General features: G+C 39.4%; 21 protein-coding genes and 1 pseudogene. 4 read left to right on the top strand and 18 right to left on the bottom strand.

All coding sequences use genetic code 11. From position 1 onward, the window contains the following. Positions 1-12: 12 nt before the first annotated feature. The 3 genes from ruvA to treR form a co-directional block, all read right to left on the bottom strand. Positions 13-615, bottom strand: a complete 603-nt coding sequence (ruvA, locus tag IGJ53_RS00815) for a Holliday junction branch migration protein RuvA (protein ID WP_002290528.1) — start codon at positions 613-615, stop codon at positions 13-15. A 168-nt stretch (positions 616-783) separates the two neighbouring features. Further along, complete coding sequence (gene msrB, locus IGJ53_RS00810; protein ID WP_002309788.1) at positions 784-1,230, bottom strand: peptide-methionine (R)-S-oxide reductase MsrB; 447 nt, start codon at positions 1,228-1,230, stop codon at positions 784-786. 76 nt (positions 1,231-1,306) lie between these two features. Further along, the gene (treR, locus tag IGJ53_RS00805; RefSeq protein WP_002290526.1) at positions 1,307-2,020 is read right to left on the bottom strand and encodes a trehalose operon repressor; all 714 of its coding nucleotides are present in this window, start codon (positions 2,018-2,020) and stop codon (positions 1,307-1,309) included. Between the two features lie 222 nt (positions 2,021-2,242). On the opposite strand from treR, the gene treP reads away from it, so the two are divergent. Further along, positions 2,243-4,231, top strand: a complete 1,989-nt coding sequence (treP, locus tag IGJ53_RS00800; protein ID WP_259742136.1) for a PTS system trehalose-specific EIIBC component — start codon at positions 2,243-2,245, stop codon at positions 4,229-4,231. An 85-nt stretch (positions 4,232-4,316) separates the two neighbouring features. Here the strand turns inward: treP and IGJ53_RS00795 are convergent, their stop codons facing one another. The 8 genes from IGJ53_RS00795 to IGJ53_RS00760 form a co-directional block, all read right to left on the bottom strand. Continuing rightward, the gene (locus IGJ53_RS00795; protein WP_259742135.1) at positions 4,317-4,877 is read right to left on the bottom strand and encodes a Maf family protein; all 561 of its coding nucleotides are present in this window, start codon (positions 4,875-4,877) and stop codon (positions 4,317-4,319) included. Between the two features lie 20 nt (positions 4,878-4,897). Beyond that, positions 4,898-7,006, bottom strand: coding sequence for a DNA mismatch repair endonuclease MutL (mutL, locus tag IGJ53_RS00790; protein WP_010731745.1), 2,109 nt, complete (start codon positions 7,004-7,006; stop codon positions 4,898-4,900). Between the two features lie 17 nt (positions 7,007-7,023). Next, positions 7,024-9,669 carry a DNA mismatch repair protein MutS gene (gene mutS, locus IGJ53_RS00785; protein WP_086311284.1) on the bottom strand — a complete coding sequence of 882 codons (2,646 nt, stop codon included), beginning with the start codon at positions 9,667-9,669 and terminating at the stop codon, positions 7,024-7,026. Continuing rightward, entirely contained in the window at positions 9,653-10,069 is a 417-nt protein-coding gene (locus IGJ53_RS00780) for a YlbF family regulator (RefSeq protein ID WP_016628824.1), read from the bottom strand. Before IGJ53_RS00780 ends, mutS begins: the two co-directional genes overlap by 17 nt. Continuing rightward, the gene (locus IGJ53_RS00775) at positions 10,044-10,841 is read right to left on the bottom strand and encodes a TIGR00282 family metallophosphoesterase (protein WP_010731743.1); all 798 of its coding nucleotides are present in this window, start codon (positions 10,839-10,841) and stop codon (positions 10,044-10,046) included. Before IGJ53_RS00775 ends, IGJ53_RS00780 begins: the two co-directional genes overlap by 26 nt. Positions 10,842-11,251: 410 nt before the next feature. Continuing rightward, positions 11,252-12,025 (bottom strand): Cof-type HAD-IIB family hydrolase, encoded by a 774-nt coding sequence (locus IGJ53_RS00770; RefSeq protein WP_002309794.1) that lies wholly within the window; start codon positions 12,023-12,025, stop codon positions 11,252-11,254. 19 nt (positions 12,026-12,044) lie between these two features. Then, on the bottom strand, positions 12,045-12,680 hold the full coding sequence (locus tag IGJ53_RS00765) for a DNA alkylation repair protein (RefSeq protein ID WP_010731742.1): 636 nt from the start codon (positions 12,678-12,680) through the stop codon (positions 12,045-12,047). A gap of 28 nt (positions 12,681-12,708) precedes the next feature. After that, positions 12,709-13,560, bottom strand: coding sequence for a formate/nitrite transporter family protein (locus IGJ53_RS00760; protein WP_259742134.1), 852 nt, complete (start codon positions 13,558-13,560; stop codon positions 12,709-12,711). 261 nt (positions 13,561-13,821) lie between these two features. On the opposite strand from IGJ53_RS00760, the gene rpsD reads away from it, so the two are divergent. Together rpsD and IGJ53_RS00750 are read left to right on the top strand one after the other, a co-directional pair. After that, the gene (gene rpsD, locus IGJ53_RS00755; protein WP_002294265.1) at positions 13,822-14,433 is read left to right on the top strand and encodes a 30S ribosomal protein S4; all 612 of its coding nucleotides are present in this window, start codon (positions 13,822-13,824) and stop codon (positions 14,431-14,433) included. A gap of 138 nt (positions 14,434-14,571) precedes the next feature. Further along, positions 14,572-15,111 carry a biotin transporter BioY gene (locus tag IGJ53_RS00750; protein WP_002309798.1) on the top strand — a complete coding sequence of 180 codons (540 nt, stop codon included), beginning with the start codon at positions 14,572-14,574 and terminating at the stop codon, positions 15,109-15,111. Positions 15,112-15,185: 74 nt separating this feature from the next. On the opposite strand, the gene IGJ53_RS00745 is transcribed toward IGJ53_RS00750, so the two are convergent. The 6 genes and pseudogenes from IGJ53_RS00745 to IGJ53_RS00720 form a co-directional block, all read right to left on the bottom strand. Next, positions 15,186-15,695, bottom strand: a complete 510-nt coding sequence (locus IGJ53_RS00745; RefSeq protein ID WP_010731741.1) for a QueT transporter family protein — start codon at positions 15,693-15,695, stop codon at positions 15,186-15,188. Positions 15,696-16,028: 333 nt separating this feature from the next. After that, a complete protein-coding gene (locus IGJ53_RS00740) occupies positions 16,029-16,790 on the bottom strand; it encodes a 3-oxoacyl-ACP reductase (RefSeq protein WP_002372559.1) in 762 nt (253 codons plus the stop codon). Then, entirely contained in the window at positions 16,787-17,008 is a 222-nt protein-coding gene (locus IGJ53_RS00735; protein ID WP_002290506.1) for a DUF2829 domain-containing protein, read from the bottom strand. The genes IGJ53_RS00740 and IGJ53_RS00735 overlap by 4 nt, the downstream gene beginning before the upstream one ends. 19 nt (positions 17,009-17,027) lie before the next feature. Continuing rightward, positions 17,028-18,614 (bottom strand): annotated as a pseudogene (locus IGJ53_RS00730) (helix-turn-helix domain-containing protein). After that, complete coding sequence (locus IGJ53_RS00725) at positions 18,614-19,315, bottom strand: LrgB family protein (protein ID WP_002315539.1); 702 nt, start codon at positions 19,313-19,315, stop codon at positions 18,614-18,616. The pseudogene IGJ53_RS00730 and the gene IGJ53_RS00725 overlap by 1 nt, the downstream one beginning before the upstream one ends. Beyond that, entirely contained in the window at positions 19,308-19,718 is a 411-nt protein-coding gene (locus tag IGJ53_RS00720) for a CidA/LrgA family protein (RefSeq protein WP_002312390.1), read from the bottom strand. The genes IGJ53_RS00725 and IGJ53_RS00720 overlap by 8 nt, the downstream gene beginning before the upstream one ends. 325 nt (positions 19,719-20,043) lie before the next feature. Between IGJ53_RS00720 and IGJ53_RS00715 the strand changes: the two genes are divergently transcribed. Continuing rightward, on the top strand, positions 20,044-20,778 hold the full coding sequence (locus IGJ53_RS00715; protein WP_002290500.1) for an MIP/aquaporin family protein: 735 nt from the start codon (positions 20,044-20,046) through the stop codon (positions 20,776-20,778). Between the two features lie 92 nt (positions 20,779-20,870). On the opposite strand, the gene IGJ53_RS00710 is transcribed toward IGJ53_RS00715, so the two are convergent. Next, the gene (locus IGJ53_RS00710) at positions 20,871-22,169 is read right to left on the bottom strand and encodes a helix-turn-helix domain-containing protein (protein ID WP_259742137.1); all 1,299 of its coding nucleotides are present in this window, start codon (positions 22,167-22,169) and stop codon (positions 20,871-20,873) included. Between the last annotated feature and the right edge of the window lie 407 nt (positions 22,170-22,576).

Below are 22,576 nucleotides of genomic sequence, written 5' to 3'. Positions count from 1 at the left end.
TTGGTCTCCTCCTTATTTTTTCATCATCAGCTTGAGTGCTTGGCGTAAATACTCATCTGTTGTCTGATTATCGACTTCTTTTAATTGTTTTTCTACACGTTTGATTTCTCTATCACTGTAACCAAGAGCTGAGAGAGCCTCCATTGCTTCAGATAGAGCGGTAGCGTCTTTTGTATTTGCTTCATCGAATAGACTGAAGGGCGTATCGATACTCAGCTCACCAAATTTTCCTTTTAGATCCAAGATCATTTGTTGCGCCGTCTTCTTCCCTACCCCTGGAAATTTTGTCAAATAAGTGACATCACTGGATTCCACTGCTTGGATCAAACCGGAGTGGTCTTCACTTGCCATGATCGCAAGAGCACTTTTTGGACCGATTCCTGAAACACTGACTAATCGCAAAAACAGTTGTTTTTCTTCTAAAGAATCAAATCCATACAAAAGATGCGCATCTTCTCGGATCACCTGATGGACATAAATTTTTATTTTTTGATTTAGTTTGCTACTGTAGCGGTAAGGATTTCCTAGTGCGATCTGGTAGCCGATACCATTGGTTTCTACTACTATGTAATAGGGGTTGATAAAGGTAACCACACCTGTCAGATATTCATACATATTCTAGTCCTCTTTCTTTTGCACACATACGTTCCCTTTATTGTAGCACATTTTACCTTGTGAAAAAAGGAGTCTGGGGAGCGTTTCTTTCAAATAGCAATCGCTTGAATAAAAAAGAGCGGACGATCGAGTGAAGCCCCGTATTGTACCGCTCTTTTTGTATTTTCATTATTCTACCAGTGATTTGTATTCGCCATAACCGAGTTCATCCATCTTTTCATAGGGAATGAATTTTAGTGAGGCAGAATTGATGCAGTAACGCAGACCGCCTTTATCTACTGGGCCATCGGTAAATACATGTCCAAGATGAGAGTTTGCTTCTTTGCTTCGAACTTCTATTCGATGCATGCCATGAGAAAAATCGGCTTTTTCGCGTACTTGTCTTTTCGCTATTGGTTTGCTGAATGATGGCCAGCCACAACCAGCGTCGTATTTTTCCGCAGAGCTAAATAACGGTTCGCCGCTGACGATATCGACGTAGATTCCTTTTTCGTAAAAATCATCGTATTTTCCGGTAAATGGACGTTCTGTTGCATTTTCTTGTGTGACTGCATAAGCCATCGGTGATAATTTTTCTTTCAGTTCTTCTTTTTCTGGTCTTGTTGGTTTATCCATTAAAAATGCCCCCTTTGTGATCCTATCATAGCGCCAAAGCAGACAGATGCCAACAATTTGCTTTCTTTCGAATCATTTACACTTTTCGGCGCCGGGCAAACTCAACGAAACGGAATTTATCTAATCGGTGTACCGACTCAGAATACTCAAAACAGCGGGTATCTTCCAAATGAACAAGACTTCTGACGACTACTGCGTAAGTATCATCGTGAAGATCCATTGTTGTTTTCATGATATCTGTTACTTCTTCTACTGTGATTTCCTTTTGTGCGTAAGCAATCGTTAAAGAAAGCTCATTTTCAAAATATTCATAGATCGATCCTTGTGCTTGTACTGGGGTTAAATGAGGAACGATTTCCTTTAATAGATAATCAGTATCTAATATAACCACTTCGCCATCGATTTTTCTTTCGCGTATCAAATGCCAGACAGGTGCACCAATCTCCCAGCCAGTAATCTCATTCAGTGCTTTTGTTACTTCTGTTTCTTCTAACGTATGAACAATCGTTTCACTTGGAATACGTTGAGTTTCCTGTAGCTCTTTATAGCTTGTCAGTCCAGAAATAGGAAAATCAAAGCGGTTTCGATCTAGTACGATCGACCCTTTTCCTTGTTTTTTTTGAATATATCCTTCCGTCGTCAAAAGATTCAGTGCTTTTCTAATTGTTTCTCGTGAAACACCGTAGATTTTGATCAATTGGTTCTCACTAGGCAAAAGCGAATGCGGAGGATATTCTTTCGCTAAAATTTTCTGTTCCAAATCTAAAAAAATTTCATTGAACTTGTTCATGTTTTTTCCCTCACTCGTTCTTCCATCATTTCTTCACTATACTACAGCTCTTTTTGTATTTCAATGTTCCTCTTTTTAAGAAAAGCTTATTTTATGCTTTTTAAAACGATATCATTTTTCTGGATGTTTTTGAATAAAACGCTTGCAATCCTTCCTAAAAAAAAGTATAGTAAACGAAGAAGAAACTTGCATAGACAAGTTAAAAGAAAGGGGTTTATTGATATGGCAAAGTATCAAGCAGATGCCGAGAAACTGCTACATGATATCGGCGGAAAAGAAAATATTGCTGCAGTTAGTCATTGTGCAACTCGTATGCGTTTTGTCCTAAATGATCCTGGAAAAGCAGATCAAAAAGCAATCGAAGATATTCCTAGCGTGAAAGGGATGTTCACGAATGCTGGGCAGTTCCAAGTCATCATAGGAAACGATGTTTCTACTTTTTATAACGACTTCGTTGCAGTATCCGGAGTTGAAGGGGTTTCCAAAGAACAAGGAAAAGCAGCAGCAAAACAAAACCTTCATCCCGTACAACGCGCCATTGCCGTCTTGGCAGAAATCTTTACACCACTGATTCCTGCAATTATCGTCGGCGGATTGATCCTTGGGTTCAGAAATGTACTTGAAGGTATCCAGTTTGAAAGCCTTGGTGGAACGATCGTTGAACACTCGCAATTTTGGAATGGCGTCAATGCCTTTTTATGGCTGCCAGGTGAAGCAATTTTCCATTTTCTTCCAGTAGGTATCACTTGGAGTATTGCGAAAAAGATGGGTACTACACAAATATTAGGAATCGTTTTAGGAATTACATTAGTTTCTCCGCAATTATTAAATGCTTATGGTGTAGCTTCCACAGCCGCAGCAGATATTCCATTTTGGGATTTTGGTTTTGCTCAAGTCCAAATGATTGGTTATCAAGCACAAGTTATTCCAGCCATGCTGGCAGGGTTTATGTTAGCGTATCTAGAGATTTTCTTCCGCAAATATATCCCTCAGTCGATTTCAATGATCTTTGTTCCATTGTTTTCATTGTTACCAACTGTTTTAGCTGCTCACGTTATTTTAGGTCCTATCGGCTGGACAGTCGGAAGCTGGATTTCAACTATCGTAAATACCGGGTTGACGTCTTCTATCAGCTGGTTGTTTAGTGCTGTATTCGGGTTCCTGTATGCACCTTTAGTCATTACTGGTCTCCACCATATGACCAATGCGATTGATATGCAGCTGATTGCAGATTTCGGATCAACGAATTTATGGCCGATGATTGCTTTATCAAATATCGCCCAAGGCTCTGCAGTCTTAGCCATCGTCTTCTTGCATCGTGGAAACAAAAAAGAAGAACAAATCTCGATTCCAGCAATGATTTCTTGTTACTTAGGCGTAACTGAACCTGCTATGTTCGGGATCAATTTGAAATACGTCTATCCTTTCGTCGCAGCAATGGTCGGTTCTGGATTAGCTGGCATGTTTGCCAACTTGATGGATGTTCGAGCAAACGCGATCGGAGTAGGTGGTTTACCAGGAATACTAGCTATCCAAGCAGAAACATGGGTACCTTTCATCATCGCAATGATCATCGCTATCATCATTCCATTTGGCTTGACGATCGTCTTTAGACGTCAGGGAATCTTGAATAAGATTGATCCTGCTGTTCCTGAAAATGCTGCTGATGTACAGCTTCAAACAGCGAATGGTGCAACAGCAACGCCACAGTCTTTCGAACCTGTTTCAGCAACTGGTACGGCAGTTGCAACCAAAGAAACATTATTCGCAGTGGCTGCTGGGAACATCAAGGAAATTACTGAAGTAAATGACCCAGTTTTCTCACAAAAAATGATGGGTGACGGTTATGCTGTCGAACCGTCAAACGGCAAAGTCTATGCACCAGTAAATGGTAAAGTAACGAGTGTTTTTGAAACAAAACATGCCATTGGTATTCGTTCTGATGAGGGGCTGGAAGTACTTGTTCACATGGGATTAGATACCGTTGAACTAAAAGGCGTTCCTTTCACTGTATTCGTGAAAGAAGGAGATCTTGTCACACCAGAAACTCTGATTGCTGAAATGGAATTGCCAGAAATCGAACAAGCTGGTAAGAAAACTGATATTATTGTTGCTTTAACTAATAACGAAAAAGTTGCTGGTCTATCCCTTGACCAATCAGGACTTGTTCGCCCAGGCGAAGCAGTCGGTAAAGCTGAAGTAAAATCTTAGTCAGAGTAGATAAGTAATCTTTTCAATAAAAAAGACGGGCTATCATGGATTTTCAATCGAAAATCAGATAGTCCGCTTTTTTTGTTTAATTGAATGTTTTCAGTGCCTGATTGACAGCACCAATCGGAAACCCTACGATACTGTAGTAATCTCCAGAAATTTCTTTGACGAATACACTTGCAGCATTTTGGATGCCGTATGCCCCTGCTTTATCCACATAGTCTCCCGTCTCCAAGTAACGATTGATTTCTTCATCTGTCAGTGGATAAAAAGTGACATGTGCTTCTGCTAGTATTCGTTCTTCTCGCTCCTTTGTTTTTAAAACAACTGCTGTGTATACAGTATGTGTTTCCCCGCTTAATTTTTTCAACATGACTTCAGCCTCAGCCATATCTTCTGGTTTACCCATGATCTCCTGGTTGAGAACAACAGTCGTGTCGCTAGCAATCACTAAGCTGTCTTTCTTTTCTTTTTGTTCCCAAACAGTTCGTGCTTTTTCTTCAGCCATTCTGCGTACATAATCGACTGGCAGTTCGTCTGGAAATGGCGTTTCATCAATATCAGCAGGTTCGATCTCGAATTCTGAAACGATGTGAGCCAATAACTCTTTTCTTCTTGGTGATTGAGATGCTAGTATAATCTTCATGTTTCCCTCTTCTCTCTGACTTAATGCGGGTCTTGGATCCGTTTGAACATTCTTTCCATATCCGAGTTGGTAAAGTGAATCAATACTGGGCGGCCATGGGGACAATTGAACGGATTTTCGCATTGTGCTAAATCTTTCAGCAGCACACGTGCTTGTGCTTCATTCAAATAATGGTTGGCTTTGATCGATCGTTTACAGCTCATCATGATTGCTGTTGCTTCACGGAATTTTTTTACGCTCACACTTCCTGTCGTCAGTAGCATATCGATCATCTCGCGAATAATCGATTCTTCTTCACCATTAGGATACCAAGTAGGATGGGCCCGTACAATAAAGCTGTTTTGACCAAATTCTTCTAAATAAATCCCTGCGTCTTCTAGCAAATGCTTTTGCTCTTTTAGTTTCAAAGCATCACTGTTTGGATAGTCCAACACAAATGGAACAAGCAATTCTTGCAGATCATCAGATACTTCCCCAATTTTTTCCCGGAAATATTCATATTTGATACGCTCTTGAGCAGCATGCTGATCGATGATGTACAATCCGTCGCTACTTTGGGCAAAAAGATACGTTCCGTGCATCTGTCCAAAATATTCCAATTGAGGAAAACGTTGAACTGGTTTTTCCGTTTCTAGTTTCTTGATCGCTTGTTCTAATGTTTTGTCGTTTCCTTGAGTGAAATCAAATTCAGGGTGGAGTGTCAATTCTTCCTCGTAAATCTGTTCATCCTCTTCCAAGGATATATCTATCTGTTCTTTATTTGTTTCTTCCGTGTTATCCACAGTAGGAATTTCTTTCTTTTCAGATTTTTCCACTGTTTTTTCTACAAAGTTATCAACATTTTCACCAAACTTATCCACCGTTTTCGTTGTTTTTTCTGGATAACTGGTGTTTTCTTCAGAAAAACCAGAAAAGTTTTCAACATTTTCCACAGACTTATCAACAGATCTGTCAACAAATGTGCTCTTTGGTTCTTCTACAAAAAAGGTTCCTGTCTCTCGGTCAAAATTCAAACTACTTGGCTTTTTAGGTTTTTCTTCTTCAAAAGCGTAGGACAAATCGATTTCGATTTGTTCCGTTTTAGGCTGATCTGGTACTTTTTTCTTGAACCGTAGATTATCCGCGGCACTTGGGATCAGGTTTTCTTGGGACAATGCTTTTTGAATGGCGTTACTAATTAGCTCTGTTAGTTCTTTTTCCTTCGACAACCGGACTTCCTGCTTCGTCGGATGGACATTTACATCGACTAAAAGCGGGTCCATCTTGATTTCCAATATAGCAATAGGAAAACGGCCGACCATTAATTTTGATCCATAACCTGCAACGATTGCTTTATTTAAGGAAAAATTCTTGATAAAACGTCCATTGATGATCGTCGATAAGTAATTCCGACTGGCACGAGTCACCTCTGGCAATGAAACATAACCAAATAACTCAAAATCTAGATCTTTTCCTTCGATTTTCAACATTTTTTTAGCGGTAGATAATCCGTAGATTCCCGCAATCGTTTGTTTCAAATCGCCATTTCCAGCAGTTGCCAACATTTTGTTTCCATCATGTACTAAACGAAAAGCAATTGTTGGGTGACTTAATGCCAGACGATTGACGATGTCCCCGATGTTCGCTAATTCTGTGTGCAGTGTTTTCACGTATTTCAAACGGGCTGGCGTATTGAAGAACAGGTTGCTGACGGTAATCTTCGTTCCTTGACGCAGAGGTGCTGGCCGATGCTCCATGACCTCGCCGCCTTTGAGCGACAGATAAGTACCTTGTTTTTCTTCCTGATTCGCCGTTTCCAGAGTCATTTCAGAAACAGAGGCAATACTTGGCAAAGCTTCCCCTCGAAAGCCCAGCGTTCGTATGCGAAAAAGATCGTCGCGATTATGGATCTTACTTGTCGCATGCCGCTTGAAGGCATTCTCTACGTCGTCTGCCAAAATGCCTTCTCCGTTATCAATCACTTGGATCGTCCGCAGTCCCGCTTCTTCAACTAAGATATCAATCTGAGTACTACCGGCGTCAATTGCATTTTCCACTAATTCTTTCACGACGGAAGCTGGTCGTTCCACTACTTCTCCCGCAGCGATCTGATTAGCTAAACGTTCAGATAATTCTTGGATTTTGGCCATCGATATCCGCCTTCTTCCTACAGTTGTTTTTGTAATTCATATAATGTGTTTAGTGCATCCATTGGCGTCATTTCTAGTAAATTTATTTGCTTCAGTGATTCAATGACTTCTGTTTCATTTTCGGATAATTCACCGAATAAAGAAAGTTGTTGGTTTTCTTCTTTGACACTGTCTTGTATAGGGTCTTGGTTTACTTTTTCTGCAGGTGGTTTTATTTGCTCCTGTTTGGCTGTTTTAGTCTTCTCTTCTATTTCAGCTGGAACAGTATGGTGTCCGTTATCGCCATTTTCTAGCGTATGCAGAATATCTGCTGCTCGCTCTAGTAGATTGGCAGGCAACCCTGCGATTTTTGCCACATGTATACCATAGCTTTTATCCGCAGGTCCATCCATCATTTTATGCAAGAAGACAACTTCTCCGTCTTTTTCAACAGCCCCAACATGGACATTTTTAAGCTGCGGAAGTTCTTTTTCAAGTACCGTCAGTTCATGATAATGGGTAGAAAAGAGTGTTTTTGCTTGTACATGTCGATGGATATATTCGATGATTGCTTGAGCCAACGCCATTCCGTCATAGGTTGCTGTTCCTCGCCCGAGTTCGTCAAACAAAATCAAACTGTTTGGCGTAGCATAACGCAGGGCTTGATTGGCTTCCATCATCTCTACCATAAAAGTACTTTGTCCAGCAATTAAGTCGTCACTTGCACCAATTCGGGTAAAAATCCGATCAAAAATAGGTAAAACTGCTTGTTTTGCCGGAACGAAACAGCCCATTTGTGCCATCAGAACAGTTAATGCTAACTGGCGCATATACGTACTTTTACCAGACATATTCGGTCCTGTAATCAGCAAGATCATTTCGTCTTCTGCCATTTCTACGCTGTTAGGGATATATTCCTGATGTCCTAATACTTTTTCTACTACAGGATGTCGTCCGTCTTTGATCAGAAGCTGATGCTTGTCACTGACAAGTTCTGGCCGAACATACTGATAGCGTTCGCTGATCGTTGCAAAACTTTGTAGCACATCTGCTGCGCTGATTGCTTTTGCAAGTACTTGTAGCGGCTGGATAGCCTTTTTGACTTCTTCTCTCACAGCTAAAAACAACTGATATTCTAAATCAACAGATTTTTCTTCTGCTTCGAGGATTTGTGTCTCCAATTCTTTTAGCTCTGGCGTGATGAAACGCTCTGCATTTGCTAGGGTTTGTTTTCGTTCATACTTCTCCAGTTCTGCATTTCCAAGATTTGCTTTTGTGATTTCTATATAATAACCGAAAACGCGGTTAAATCCGATTTTTAAGTTCTTGATTCCTGTTTCTTGACGCTCTTTTGCTTCAAGTTCTGCTAGCCACTTCTTTCCGTTTCTCATAGCAGAACGGTACGTATCGAGCTGCTCATTGAAACCATCTTTGATGATGTTTCCTTCCGTTATTTGTAACGGCGGATCATCTTGGATAGCTTGGTCGATCAATTGGACGAGATGGTCCATCGGTTGCATTTCTGAAAGCAGGCTTTGCCATTGACCTTGATCGATTCCTTCAATCAACCCTCTGATCATTGGCACTTGTTCTAAAGAAGTTTTCAACTGGATCAAGTCTCGCCCATTGACATTACCGAAAGCTACTCGACCTGCTAGGCGTTCCAGATCATAGACTTTCGTTAATGCTGACTGCAAATCGATACGTTCAAAATAACTGTCTAGCAAAGAAGCGACCATTTCTTGTCTTGCTTTAATTTGTTTTGCCTGGATAAGCGGACGGTCTAGCCATTGTTTCAATAAGCGGCCACCCATTGCTGTTTTTGTTTCATCTAACAACCATAGAAGAGTGCCGTGCTTTTTCCCAGTCCGAATAGATTGGCTTAATTCTAGGTTGAATTTTGAATAATAATCCATTTTCAAAAAATGATCTGGTTGGTATTCTACTGCTTTTTGGATATGAGCTAAACTCCGCTTTTGTGTCACCGATAAATAAGTCAATAGTTTGCCGGTTGCTTCTTTTTCCAGCGGATCGACTAGTTCGCTTGTCAAAAAGCTAAATTCCGCGTTTTCTTCCATCTCATTTTGTTGAGAAAAGACTAGCCCTAAACGCCCGCTTAGCTGTTCACGAAGGGTATCAGTGATCTCACTGCCTAATACGAGTTCTTTTGTCTGCAATGCAGAGGCTTCATTTAAAACAGCTTCTTCATCATGCAACCGAGCCGTCTTCAATTCTCCCGTACTTAGATCGGCATAAGCAAAGCCAAATTCATTTCCTTGACTAACTACAGCTGTTAAAAAATTGTTGTCTTTTGCCGACAATCCTTTGCTGTCCATGACTGTACCAGGAGTGACTAGCTGGATCACTTCGCGCTTGACCATCCCTTTAGTCGTCTTTGGATCTTCTACCTGCTCGCAAATCGCTACTTTATAGCCTTTTTCAATCAAGGCATCGATATATCCTTGTGCTGCATGGTGAGGGACACCGCACATAGGAATAGGTTCTTCTGCATTTCGATTTCTGCTCGTCAACGTTAATTCCAAAAGCTGTGATGCCTTGATCGCATCTTCATAAAATAATTCATAAAAGTCTCCTAAACGATAGAACAAAAAAGCATCTTGGTATTGTGCCTTGATGCTTAGATATTGTTCCATCATAGGAGTGTTTTTAGTTTTTTGAGGCATGTTTTTCCTCCTCTATTTGTCCATTGATTTCTTCTTGTATCATCGTTGTTAAATGATGAAGCAGATCATCTGCTTCCAACAGCTGTTTTCTATAAGCTATAACAAGCGGATGCTGATCAAATTCTTTCATGAATTGATCCGCTCGCTTGATTGCTTCTTGTTCTGCTGCTGGTTTGTCATAGTGGGCAAAATGAACAGCTTCTTTTTGCGCTTGTTTGATTTTCTCTCTCAACTCAGTTAAATACTGGTTTTGATGGATCTTTTCTTCAAGTTCTTTGTAGCGAATGATCGTTTCATTTTCTCTTAAAAGTTTTGTCAGTTTCCTTACTTCTTTTTGAATTTCCGGCTCCTGCTGCAAAAAACTGCCTCTCTTTCTACTCCATGAACGGTCGATCCTCATTGATTTGAATCAGCTGGATTCCTTTTGCATGACCTGTCGTATCATCCAATTCTAAGATACAGCCGCTTAAAATCGATCGGCCTTGTTCGACAACTTCAAAACGTTTTGGTAATGCGGTCAGAAACTTTTCGATCACAGGTTCTCTGCGCATACCCAAAATACCATCATAGGGTCCTGTCATCCCAACGTCTGTCAGATACGCTGTGCCTTTTGGCAAAATTCGCGCATCATTTGTCTGGACATGTGTATGTGTACCGACCACTGCTGAAACTTTCCCATCTAAAAACCAGCCCATCGCTTGTTTTTCACTTGTTGTTTCTCCATGAAAATCTACAAAAATGATTGGCGTACGTTTCCTAGCTTCTTCTACTAGTTCCTTCATTTTACGAAAAGGATCATCCAAGTCCACCATGAAAGAACGAGCTTGCATGTTGATTACTGCCAATTCGATCTGATTCACTTTGACAAAGACCATCCCTTGTCCAGGCGTCCCTTCCGGAAAATTTGCCGGCCGAACCATCTTTTTGGCTTCATTTACAAACTCAAAAATCCCGCGGTTGTCCCACGTATGATTTCCCATCGTCACGACGTCTACACCGTCTTGCAAAAATTTTTTATAGATTTTTTCTGTGATCCCACGTCCAGAAGCGGCATTCTCACCATTTACGATCGTTACTTGCGGACGATACTTCTTCTTCAACCTAGGAAGATATTCAGTAATCATCTCTCGTCCCATTGAACCTACTACATCACCAATAAACAATACCCGCACACTAAATTCCTCTTCTCTTTTAACATCACTCTATATTATAGTTGTTTTCAATAAGAAAGAAAAGGTCAAACAAAAGGAACTCTTTCCTGATATTTCTTAGATTTGAAAAATAAAATAAAGAAATGGGGCTGTGATAAAAGTCTTATCACCGTCCCATTTCCCGAATAAACGTTGTTCCATCTGCTGCTTCTTCAGAAATAAGCCGAAATTTTTCAAAAATTTGAGAAGCAATTTTCATAAATCTCTTCTTATTACTTGAAACTGACCACTTCTGTCACGACATCTTCCTTAAACGGTGTTCAAAAGCTTGCATCTGCGGTAATAAGCCCAGCCAAACGAAAAATAGGAGGAGCTATTTTTGTTTGGCTGGGCTTATTACTTGATGCAGAACAGCTTTTTCACAACCTCTTTTAAATCACACTTAACTCTTTCAATGCCTTCCAGATACCATCTTGATCATTTGTATCAGTGACCATCTTGGCTTCTGCTTGTACTTCTGGCACAGCATTCCCCATAGCTATTCCGATCCCTGACATACGCAACATTTCACGGTCATTTTGTCCGTCACCAAAGCTGATAATATCTTCATGCGGGATACCTACTTGTTCTGCTAAGTGTAGGATTGTCGCCGCTTTAGAACCGTTTTGGGGAACGACATCTACACTGTTCTCATGCCAGCGGACAAATCGAATCTTATCGTATGAAGAGAATTTTCCATCATAGGTTTGATCGAAAAATGCTAACGCTTGATAGATTTCTTGTTCCTCTGCAAAAAACTGATCTAGTTCAGGCAAGACAGCGCCGAAAGAATGCATCGCCTCTTCCATCACCGTTACATCATTGGAAGAAGAACGTTTGATATTGTCTAAGCTGACAAAAGCTGTGTCGATCTGTTCATGATGCGCTTCCTGGACGAATGCATCTAACTGTTCGCGATCTAGTAAATTCTTATATACTTGTTCATGGTCTAAAAAACCGGCCGCTCCATTACATAAAATGTAGTTCGTAAAATCCAGATCTCGAATGACTTCTTGCGCATGGAACCGGCTCCGCCCTGTAGCAATCGTGACCAGATGACCGGCTTTGCGTAATTTTTCCAATGCTTCTCTCGTGCTATCTAAAGCTTGTTTATTTGAATCTAACAACGTTCCATCAATATCAAAAGCAAATAATTTGCGTCTCATCTCTTGTCGTCTCGCTTTCTTATAAATACTTGCTTGCCTCTCGAACAGCTAACTTGCTCAAATCTGTTGTCAGCTGACTTTTTACCCAAGCGGCATCGGTCTTACTATAATCACGCAATGCCCAACCGATTGCTTTTTGGATAAAGAATTCCTTTGTTTGACGGTCTTCGTCTATTGCTCGGATCAATAGTGCTGTGTCTGTTTGCTGTTTATAACCTAATTGCAACGTGATTGCTATTCGACGCAACCAGAAATCTTCCTTTTTTTCGAACAACTGAAAGACTTCTTTACGTTGCTCTGGATGGGCTTTACACCATGTACTGTATACTTTTCTCCAAGAATCGATGCTGTCCCACCATTCTTTTTTCTGGACTAGTGGTAACAATGCAACTATCTCTTCAAAGGTAAGACGTTTGATGTTTTTTTGGACTAAATCGATCGCCACATACTGATATTCTCTTTCGATTTGTTCATAATAATAATGAACAAAAGCTAAAACTTCAGAAACAGATAAATGTTTGCTTTTATCCAATAACGGCTGTTGCAAAAGAGCGCGTTCCGGCTTAGGTACCCCAGCAAAAGGAAAGAGATTTTTCATGTACTTTTCCATTTGTAACGCTTTTTCTTCATTTTTTGGAAAAACTAACACTTCCATGGTATTCCCTCCCTTAATGAACGACTTTTTAGTCCACATAGGATGATTTTGATTGATTCAGCCAAGCATAACCCAGCCCCATCACTAAACCGCCACCAATATAATTCCCTGCCAAAGCAAAAAACAAATTATGTAACACATTGCTGGCTGTCATTCCATCCATCTGGCCATGAGAAGCAAAGTAAGCAAGCGTAAAGGCAGGAAAATTCGCTATCACGTGTTCATATCCTAAAAAAGCAAAAATGAAAATAATGAATACGACCGTGATCACTTTCCCAGCATCCTCTTTCATCCGCATGCTGATGAGTACAGCGGTATTGACAACGATATTCGCAAACATCCCTTCCACCAAAATCGTTGTTGCAGGTTTTGCTAGTTTTACTGCTATTGATTCTAACACAAAGTTGTCCAACGTTAAATCTTGAAATGGCGTAGTCATAGAAATAAGAAATCCACATAACATACCGCCAATCATATTGAAAAAAATACAGGCAAATAGAATCTTGGCTGCCTTACTTAAAGCAAGTCTCTGCCGAAAAACACCCACGGTCATATAAAGCATATTCGATGTTCCTAATTCGGCGTTCATGTATAGAATCATGACCAGACCCCAGCTGAACATAAATGCGTATAAAATCTTTCCTAGACCGTGCGCGATATCTTCCCCCTTCATCGCAATCGCAAATGCCACAGCCGTTCCTAAAGTCAAAAACAAACAGGCAAGAACCGCTCGAACAGCGTAACGTGAAAAGCTGTTTTCAAAAAGGTTCGCCTTCTTTTCAATTGAAGCATCGATTTTCTCAAATAATGGTGATACCGGATTCATTGATTTTCTCCTTAAACTTCCTTCACTTTTTTCCATTTGCACATACCTTCTCATTTTATAAAGAGAGCCTAGGTTTGTAAAGCGTTTTTACGTACTAATTATCTTGACATTCATGGATGATCTATCATATACTGTAGTTTGTGTAAAATAATGCAGCAGAAAAATAATAACTCATCCCTAGTTTGTTGCCCCGTCTCGGGTTCGATTGTGTAACCGCGGCTGCAAAGGTGAAGATTGAAGAACAAACTATATGATTATGAATTTTTCAACGGATTATTTTACTCCAAAAACTTATATTCATTGGAGGAAATTTTAATGTCTCGTTATACAGGACCATCATGGAAAATTTCTCGTCGCTTAGGCATCTCATTGTCAGGCACAGGAAAAGAATTAGCACGTCGCCCTTACGCACCAGGTCAACATGGACCTAACAGCCGTGGCAAACAATCAGAATACGGCATGCAATTAACTGAAAAACAAAAACTTCGTCACATGTACGGAATGAACGAACGTCAATTCCGTAACTTGTTCGTAAAAGCTAGCAAAATCAAAGAAGGTAAACATGGTGTTAACTTCATGATCTTACTAGAACAACGTTTAGACAATGTTGTTTACCGTTTAGGACTTGCAACGACTCGTCGTCAAGCACGTCAATTAGTTAACCATGGTCACATTTTAGTTGATGGCAAACGCGTTGATATCCCTTCATACCACGTAGAAGTGGGTCAAGTGATCTCAGTTCGTGAAAAATCACAAAACATCGTAACAGTAAAAGAAGCTGTAGAAGCAACTGTTGGACGTCCAGCATTCGTAAGCTTTGACGCTGAAAAATTGGAAGGTTCATTGACTCGTTTACCAGAACGTGACGAACTATATCCAGAAATCGACGAAGCTCTTGTCGTTGAATACTACAACCAAAGCTTATAATTTCAAAAGCTTTCTTGAAAAAGGCCGCTATCTATTGGATAGCTGGTCTTTTTTTTATTTTCTATTTACAAAGCAATCACTTTGTTTTACAATTTCGTTAACCAAATAAAAATATTAAGTTAACGAAAAGAGGATATTATGAACCGAACATTGAAAGAATTGATACTTGCTGCGGAATTTGCCGCGATTATTTCTGTCCTTTCTCAGATGACCATTCCTTTTGGTTTGGTTCCTTTGACAGGGCAAACATTTGCTATTGGACTGACAGCCACTTTTCTCGGAAGAAAACTGGGATTGATATCTGTTACAGTTTATCTATTACTGGGTTTGATCGGTCTTCCTGTATTTTCAGGGATGACTGGAGGCATAGCTGTTTTATTTGGTCCAACTGGCGGATATTTGATTGGATTTCTCTTTCAAACATGGCTAACTGGCTGGATGATCGAAAAAACAGACGCTCATTACTTGTACGCAATCTTTGCCAATCTAATGGGTTCTCTTGCCGCATTAGTCTGTGGGACGATCTGGCTGAAGATAAGTGGCGACCTTACTTTTACAACTGCATTTGCCAGTGGGCTGCTGCCTTTTTTACTGCCGGAAGCAATCAAAGCAACTGGAGCAGCCTATATCGGTGTCTTGTTGAAGAAACGGCTAAATCGATTTCTTCGAACGAATTGAGCAAAAAAGCAGCATGGAAGAAGACTCAACATCCGGTCTCTTCCACGCTGCCATATTTTAATTTAAACAGATCTTTATTTTGTCAAATCCACTTTTTTACCGATCCAATAAATAATTATCCCACCGACAATCATTGATGCCAATTCTCCTAAAGCAATCACCCACCAATTCAAGAAAAAAGGTAGTTGATATAAAATCGTTAGCTGACCAGCTACTGTAAACATGGAAAAAGCAAATACGCATGCTGTCACTACCATTTTGATTTTCATGTTTTTGATGCGACTAGTGATTTTATAGTTGATAAGCAATACAATCAGCGTGCTGACACTTCCTACTACAACATCTATCAGTCCAAGAGGAGAAGCAATATTAGCCAAAGCTACTCCCGCTGTTACCGCGACGATGTATCTTTTGTTATACAAGGACAGATAGTTGAACATCTCCGAGAGACGAATCTGAATCACTCCAAAGCTAAAAACAGACAAAACCAGCGTCACTGCCACATATAAACCAGTGACTAGCGCCATCCGAGTCACATCTGTCGTTGTCCAGCGTTTGGCTGAACGGGTATTATTTTTTTCCATGTTCTATTTCTCCTTTGCAAGATAATTTTATCTTGGTAATGACTGCGACCAAAGGATGGGAAGAAAATTCCAACTGAAGTGCCGCAGAAGGTTGTGAAAAAGCTGCCCTGCAACAAGTAATAAGAATAGTCAAATAAAAATAGCTCCTCCTATTTTTCATTTGGCTGGACTTATTACCGCAGTTGCAAGCTTTTGAACACCGTTTATATCAGAAGGTTGTGAAAAAGCTGTCTGACATCAAATGCCGGGAACAATCATCGACTTTCTTTTATCATCAACCATTTGGTTCTCTCTTTATTTCTTATCATACAGAAGCTTGAAAAAAACACAAGGTTATTTTAGCAACCAGCCACCGTCGATTGGAATAATCGTTCCTTGTATATAGCTTGCTTGAGGAGAGGCAAGAAATAATGTCAGCTCCGCTACTTCTTCCGGCTGTGCCCATCGCTTGACTGGTGTTTCATTTGCCACCCACTCTGCCATCTCACCTTCCCCTTCAAAATCAGCCGCATTCATCGGCGTTTGGATGGCTCCTGGAGCAATTCCTTTTACTCGGATCCCCTGCTCTGCGTAATCCAGAGCGAGTTGTTTGGTAAAACCGACGATTGCATGTTTCGCACTTGTATAAGCGATCCCACCTCCGCCAGCAACCAAACCCGCAATCGAAGCCATGTTGATGATTGTTCCGCTTTTTCGGCGGATCATATCAGGAAGGATGATGTTTGTTAGATGATACATGCTTTTCACATTCGTTTCATAAATCAGATCCCACAGCGATTCGTCAGTTTCCATCAAGGATTTGTATGCATCTAGTACCCCCGCAGTATTCAATAAAATCGTAACTTCACCAAAATGATTTTGGCATTTCGATACCGCTTGCTGGAGTTCTTTCCTCTGTCGGACATCCCCTAGTGCGTAGGCAAAAGTTTCAGGAAATCGAAAAGAAAGTTCTTCCATTTTTCCAAATTTTTGATCTAATCCAAACACAAAGGCATCTTGTTCCAGAAAAGCTTGGGCTTGTGCGGCACCAATACCAGAAGCAGCTCCTGTAATAAATACGACCTGTTTAGCTAAATCTGGATAACGGTTTTTCATTCTACGATCGCCCAATCATCTGCTAAAATATCGCAAACTGTAGGAGCAAAGCTAGAAAAACCTTCATCACTTGTTTTGATCAATAAGTAAGGCGTCACCGGACAGCCATCAAATTCATCATCGGATACGAGAACAACATAAAGCTCAAATCCACTCCATCCTTTACGAATAATCTTTGCACCTTTTTTCAATTCTGGTAAAATTTCTTCAAATGTCATCTTTATTCTCCTTTTTTTGTTATTGTTTTGATTGTTTTTGTTTTTGAATCATTTCAAATTTTTGAGATAGCTGAATGTAATCTATCAATTTTAATTCTTCGGTCACAATAAAATAATCAAGATCCGCCCATGGTTTTCGATGAACTTTACTTGTTGAAATCAAAAGATCCACTTCTCTTCCCCGATAATCCGTTGGTAGAAAAATCAGCTGATAATCATTACGGAAAAACGTCCGTAACCCCTCCTCTAACAGTTGCTCTTCAAATAATGGGAAATCTGTCATCAAGAGGATCGTGATCTTTGGAAGCTGTGGAGTAAAGGCTCCTAATGTTTTAAACACAGTCAGATACCGACCCATCAAAAACGCATGATTTTTAAACGCCAGATGATTAGGCTTTTTGTGTCTGCTTTCAAAAAAGCGTACTAACCATTGTTTTAATTCCTTGTTTTCAATGACTAAATGATTAATGAAGTCACTGCTGTTTCCATCAATCGTTTCTTTTGCGTTAGGAAAAAGATAGGCGAAAAAATGACTACTGAACAAATAGTTTTCTGCCTCAAAGGTCAGATTTTCCGCTGGTAGCTCCTGCTCTTCTTGATAAAGGGAAAGAGCTGCTTTTGCTTCAGAAAGAGCTGCAAAAGGCGGTGTTTCTGCTTGTTGATGAAAATCAAAAATTTTCTTCCGTATCTTAGGATCACTATAATATTCTTCACGCGTCATCAGAACAAGAAATAATGCGCCTAACTCGTCTTCTACTTGAAAATAATTAGGAAATACCGGCTCCATGACTTGGCAGAATCTCTGGAACAACAGATTGTCTGCAATCAGCCGTCTTTTTTTCTCATTCAATACCACATAATGCTTCTGTGATTTTCTTAAAAAAAAGGCACCTAGCATGTATTCCAATCGTCTTTTTTTGATTTCATTCAAACGAACGTTGAAAAAAGCCATGATATGTTCCGCCATATTCTTTACGTCCATTTGAGAAATCGTTTCAAACGGCCAGATTTTCCCTCGAAACAACTGCCAGAATGTCATATGCAAGTAAAGTCGAATGATTTCTTCTTCGCCTTGCGCGATATATGTACCTCGTTGCAGACGAATCCCATAAGTTTGCAGTTGCTGTTTCCATTCATTGATTTTTCGATGAGCAGTGGATTCACTAATGTAATGCTTTTGCGCAAATTGGTACATCGTGTGGAATTCTTCAAAAAAAATGTCGTGCAGCAGCTGGAATTTCAGCGTACTTTGCACGAGATAGATCAAAAAACGCTCATGTTCGATCGAATCGAGCGTATCATAAAAGTTATAACCGGAACGGTGATTTTTTGTAAACAAAGGGTGCGTCTTACCGCTAAACTGCTGATAGTTTTTAGACAGCTCGTTTAGGTATTTCGACACACTGCGGGCATCCAGCTGAACAACTTGCGCTAATTGTGCAGCAGTATGCCAAGCTTGATCCTCGAAACTTTCTAGGAGGAGAATCTTATAATATAGATCTTTATCAAATTGTTTAAGATACTCGGAAGACAAATACACGTCTTTCCCTCCTTTTTTATGCTAGAACGTTTTGGTTATTGTAGCATAAAATAGTGGTCTTCGCATCAAAACAAGCCAGCAAAAGGCTGAAAGAATAACGGCAGCAACAAAACGGTCAGTATCCCATTTACGCATATCGCAAGCCCTGAAATGATCCCTTCTACTTCGCCAATCTCGATTGCTTTTGCTGTACCGATAGCATGAGAAGTACTTCCTAACGCCACACCGCGAGCAACGGGACTTTCGATCTTGAATAGGCGGAAAATATGAGTAGCGATCAGCGAGCCAAAAATACCTGTAGAGACAACAATAGCAAGAGTCACGGCATTCACCCCACCCATCGTATGAGACAAATCGACAGAAATAGCCGTCGTTACAGATTTCGGTAGTAAGGAGATGACCATCTCTTTATGAAGAGAGAAGAAATAACCGATCCCTACACTAACCAAGCAATTTGCGACTATTCCTGCTAAAATCGCAGCTATTACAGGATAAAAATTTTCTTTCAGCAAACGGAAGTTTTTATAAAGCGGGATGGCAAGTGCCACTGTCGCAGGAGTAATCAGCATAGTCAAAAAATTGCCGCCGATATTATACTCTTTATAGCTGACGCCAGAAAAATGCAGAAATAAGATAATAACAACAATCGATAATACGAGAGGATTCAAAACAGGCAGTTTATATTTCCGCAAAAATTTGTCAGATAATACGTACACTCCTAAAGTCAAACTTAAGCCAAATAATGGATTTACAAAAAACTCAGTCAATTTGATTCTCCTCCATTTCGTTTACAGATACCCTGCTTGCTTTTTTCTTACGGACATAGCCTAGCAAAGCTTCTACCCCTTCTGCCGTTTTTCCCGCTGCGACCATCGTGACGATGGAACACACGACGACTGCCCCCAATAAAATAGGCCATATCGAAGCAATGTCATCAAAATATTCCAATAAACCTACACCAGCTGGAACAAATAAAATAGCTAGATTATTCAATAAAAAATCACCAGTTGCTCCGATTTTTTCAGGATCAACAAGATGCATTTCAAATGCTAAAAATAAAAAAAGAATCCCTAAGATACTCCCAGGAATAGGTAAATGAGCAAAAATTCGGATACCTTCTCCTAATACAGAAAAGAAAATAATAATGAAAAACTCTTGAAAAAATTTCATCAAACAACACTCCTTACGTATAGCTTTCATTTTACTAACAAACCTTTTCTGAAAGTTTCAAAACATGTTGTTTCTAGGATACAATTTTTGAGAAAAAAAACGTTTTTTTTTTGGTATATTTATAGTTAAGCTTGGTGATTTGTGGAGAACTTTTAAAAAGAGTTGGAGTTTTACTGTTGGTCTGGTTTCTTATACGTAATGGAAATCATTTTTTTATTCACATTTGTTAAGACTGCAGAAATCCTTCCGACACGAAACACTGCACCGATGCTTTTCGTGTTGATGTTTCTTTTTTTTTGCATTTTTATAACATTTGGAGGTATTTATGGATTACTCACTAATGACCCGTCTTGCGGCGGAAATGATTGGTACAGCATTACTAATCGTTCTAGGTAACGGTGCTGTAGCAAACGTAGATTTAAAAGGTACAAAAGGATATGGCAGCGACTGGATGCTGATTGCTGTCGGATATGGATTTGGGGTTATGATGCCGGCAATGATCTTTGGCGGAATCAGCGGTAACCACATCAACCCAGCATTTACGATCGCCTTAGCGTCTAACGGATTGTTCCCTTGGGCTGAAGTTGTTCCTTATATCATTGCACAATTGATTGGTGCAGCGATCGGACAATTGATCGTAGTGGCTTGTTACAAACCTTACTACGACCAAACAGAAGATGTAAACCATGTGTTAGGTACATTCTCAACAATCAACAGTGTTGGTTCTAAATTCAATGGTTTCGTCAATGAATTCTTTGGTTCATTCGTTTTATTCTTTGGAGCTTTAGGTATTACAAAAGCACCATTCTTCCAAGATAACCTTGGTACAGCTCACTTAGCACTTGGTTTCCTTGTATGGACATTAGTTGCTTCACTTGGTGGTCCTACAGGTCCTGGCCTGAACCCAGCTCGTGACTTTGCACCACGTCTTGTACACGCACTACTTCCATTGAAACATAAAGGTTCTTCTCAATGGGGATATGCATGGGTACCCGTTGTTGCACCTATCTGTGCTGGTGTCGTAGCAGTATTCTTATATAAATTATTATTTATGGCTTAATTAAAAGCTAAATAAAAAAACTTGGTACAGCGATTGCGTACCAAGTTTTTTTATTTTTAGAAAAAGCAGTCGGACTTTCTAAAAGAAGTTCACTATTCGATCCTGTCGATGATTTCTTCAGCAAAATCGTCTATTTGCTTGTCAATTTTGCTGTCTTTGTATTTCTCTTCTTGGATAGTCAACAAAATCTTTGTAAGGTTCCCCCAGTCTACTGCTCTTGGCGGATCAAGCCAAACCACTACTTGAGACACACTTTCTTCATATAAATTGTTTCTATTCGTGATTATAACATCCGGAAAATCAGGCTTTCCAGCCTCTATCACTTCCGTATTCAGATTAATGTACAAACTTAAATTTTTCTTGATAAATCGATTATAGGCAGCACCATAAGAAAAATCGATGATGATTTTTACTGGCTCAGAAACCAGTTGAACGGGTATGTGATTGATCAATAACAATAAATAACTGAAAAAAAGAAAAAATTTATCTTGAAGCAACTCTTTGTGTTCTGACATTAAATCATTCATATACTCTAACAGATAGCAATAAAATGTAGGATAGTTTTGATTAAAAAAAGAAATATCTAGTGGAAATTCATCCGATTTATTAAGGGTATAATGCAAAAGTTTAAAATGTATTTTGGTTAACTCATCTTGGATCGATTTTCTCGTTTCTTTCGGTAACCGTTTGAACCGTTTTTCAAAACTTTCAATGAACCGCTCATTCAACCATTCGATTGTTTCATCTTCTTTTTTCCTCAAATACTTTTGATCTAACTTATCATGGAGATAAAGCCACGAGAGGGTCTTACAGATAAAAACAACTGATTCTGTCTCCAGTACTCCTTTTAGATAGAAAAATCCTATATCTGAGAAAAATAGCGGCTGATTGTTGACAATATCTAAAGAATCTTCTTGTTCAGACAATAGATTGATTGCTAAAAAGTGGAATAATTTCTTTTTTTCATAAGCGGAAAGAGGATAATACCGATTTAAATTTTTTACCATTTTTTCTGTTTTTATAATTATAGGTAGCGCATACAACTTTTCAACACTTATTTCTGTTGAGTTAAAAAGATTATATAAAAAAAGGCGGATGTTTTTAGGATTTCCTGTCAACTTTCTTTTCTCAAAAAAAATTTGATACTTTTTTAGATTTCTTTTCAGCCCTTGCAATACTTTATAAGCCACAGAATAACTCACATGATGCTGTTCAGCAAAATTTTCTATTGAGATATATTTTTCCTGAAAGAAAGCCAATACCATTTTCATGGATAAAGAATCTGTTATATAGCGAGATAATAGGGCTTTACTAGAACTTTTACCATTGATTTCCAAACATATCACCAATTCACTAACAGTTAGACGAAAATTTTTCTCTAAATCGAACATTTGTAAATCATGTTTTAGCTTATCGATAGTTTTTTTTAAGAGAAATGTCGATAACGATAGTTTCTCTTGAATATCCGAGATTGATTCTGATAAATTTGAGCTTGCTTCTAAATATTTAAGTAATGAATAACTTCTATAATCTTCCTTGCTTAAAAAAAACTCATAATTCATTAGCCATCAGCTCTTTCTACGTATATTGCTGTTTCCATTCCTTCACTGCTACTATCCCTTCTTATTCGTATTTCCTACATCGTCCCAACTGTACGCTACATACAACCTGGAGGATCCGTTTATTGACCATTCTTGCTGTTAGACCTATTATAATGATTATATCATTTACTTATAGGCATCTACGCCAATACAAAAGCATTTTATACTATCGAAAAAGAACGTAAATATCACGCAAT

The sequence above is a fragment of the Enterococcus sp. DIV1283b genome, assembly GCF_051710965.1.
In the GTDB taxonomy this organism is placed as follows: domain Bacteria; phylum Bacillota; class Bacilli; order Lactobacillales; family Enterococcaceae; genus Enterococcus_B; species Enterococcus_B lactis.
Note: the sequence above shows the minus strand (reverse complement) of the source record. Positions and strands in the feature narration are given on the sequence as shown.

Bases quoted from the DNA above. Each gene is read 5' to 3' on its own strand.
- IGJ53_RS00765 (WP_010731742.1), bottom strand. From the start codon at position 12,680: ATGGAAGTGTTAGTTTTTCCAAAAAATGAAGAAAAAGCGTTACAAATG.
- IGJ53_RS00745 (WP_010731741.1), bottom strand. From the start codon at position 15,695: ATGGAAAAAAATAATACCCGTTCAGCCAAACGCTGGACAACGACAGAT.
- IGJ53_RS00740 (WP_002372559.1), bottom strand. From the start codon at position 16,790: ATGAAAAACCGTTATCCAGATTTAGCTAAACAGGTCGTATTTATTACA.
- IGJ53_RS00720 (WP_002312390.1), bottom strand. From the start codon at position 19,718: ATGAAATTTTTTCAAGAGTTTTTCATTATTATTTTCTTTTCTGTATTA.
- rpsD (WP_002294265.1), top strand. From the start codon at position 13,822: ATGTCTCGTTATACAGGACCATCATGGAAAATTTCTCGTCGCTTAGGC.
- treR (WP_002290526.1), bottom strand. From the start codon at position 2,020: ATGAACAAGTTCAATGAAATTTTTTTAGATTTGGAACAGAAAATTTTA.
- mutS (WP_086311284.1), bottom strand. From the start codon at position 9,669: ATGCCTCAAAAAACTAAAAACACTCCTATGATGGAACAATATCTAAGC.
- mutL (WP_010731745.1), bottom strand. From the start codon at position 7,006: ATGGCCAAAATCCAAGAATTATCTGAACGTTTAGCTAATCAGATCGCT.
- IGJ53_RS00780 (WP_016628824.1), bottom strand. From the start codon at position 10,069: ATGAGGATCGACCGTTCATGGAGTAGAAAGAGAGGCAGTTTTTTGCAG.
- IGJ53_RS00715 (WP_002290500.1), top strand. From the start codon at position 20,044: ATGGATTACTCACTAATGACCCGTCTTGCGGCGGAAATGATTGGTACA.
- IGJ53_RS00750 (WP_002309798.1), top strand. From the start codon at position 14,572: ATGAACCGAACATTGAAAGAATTGATACTTGCTGCGGAATTTGCCGCG.
- IGJ53_RS00760 (WP_259742134.1), bottom strand. From the start codon at position 13,560: ATGAGAAGGTATGTGCAAATGGAAAAAAGTGAAGGAAGTTTAAGGAGA.
- IGJ53_RS00735 (WP_002290506.1), bottom strand. From the start codon at position 17,008: ATGACATTTGAAGAAATTTTACCAGAATTGAAAAAAGGTGCAAAGATT.
- treP (WP_259742136.1), top strand. From the start codon at position 2,243: ATGGCAAAGTATCAAGCAGATGCCGAGAAACTGCTACATGATATCGGC.
- IGJ53_RS00710 (WP_259742137.1), bottom strand. From the start codon at position 22,169: ATGTTCGATTTAGAGAAAAATTTTCGTCTAACTGTTAGTGAATTGGTG.
- msrB (WP_002309788.1), bottom strand. From the start codon at position 1,230: ATGGATAAACCAACAAGACCAGAAAAAGAAGAACTGAAAGAAAAATTA.
- IGJ53_RS00795 (WP_259742135.1), bottom strand. From the start codon at position 4,877: ATGAAGATTATACTAGCATCTCAATCACCAAGAAGAAAAGAGTTATTG.
- IGJ53_RS00770 (WP_002309794.1), bottom strand. From the start codon at position 12,025: ATGAGACGCAAATTATTTGCTTTTGATATTGATGGAACGTTGTTAGAT.
- ruvA (WP_002290528.1), bottom strand. From the start codon at position 615: ATGTATGAATATCTGACAGGTGTGGTTACCTTTATCAACCCCTATTAC.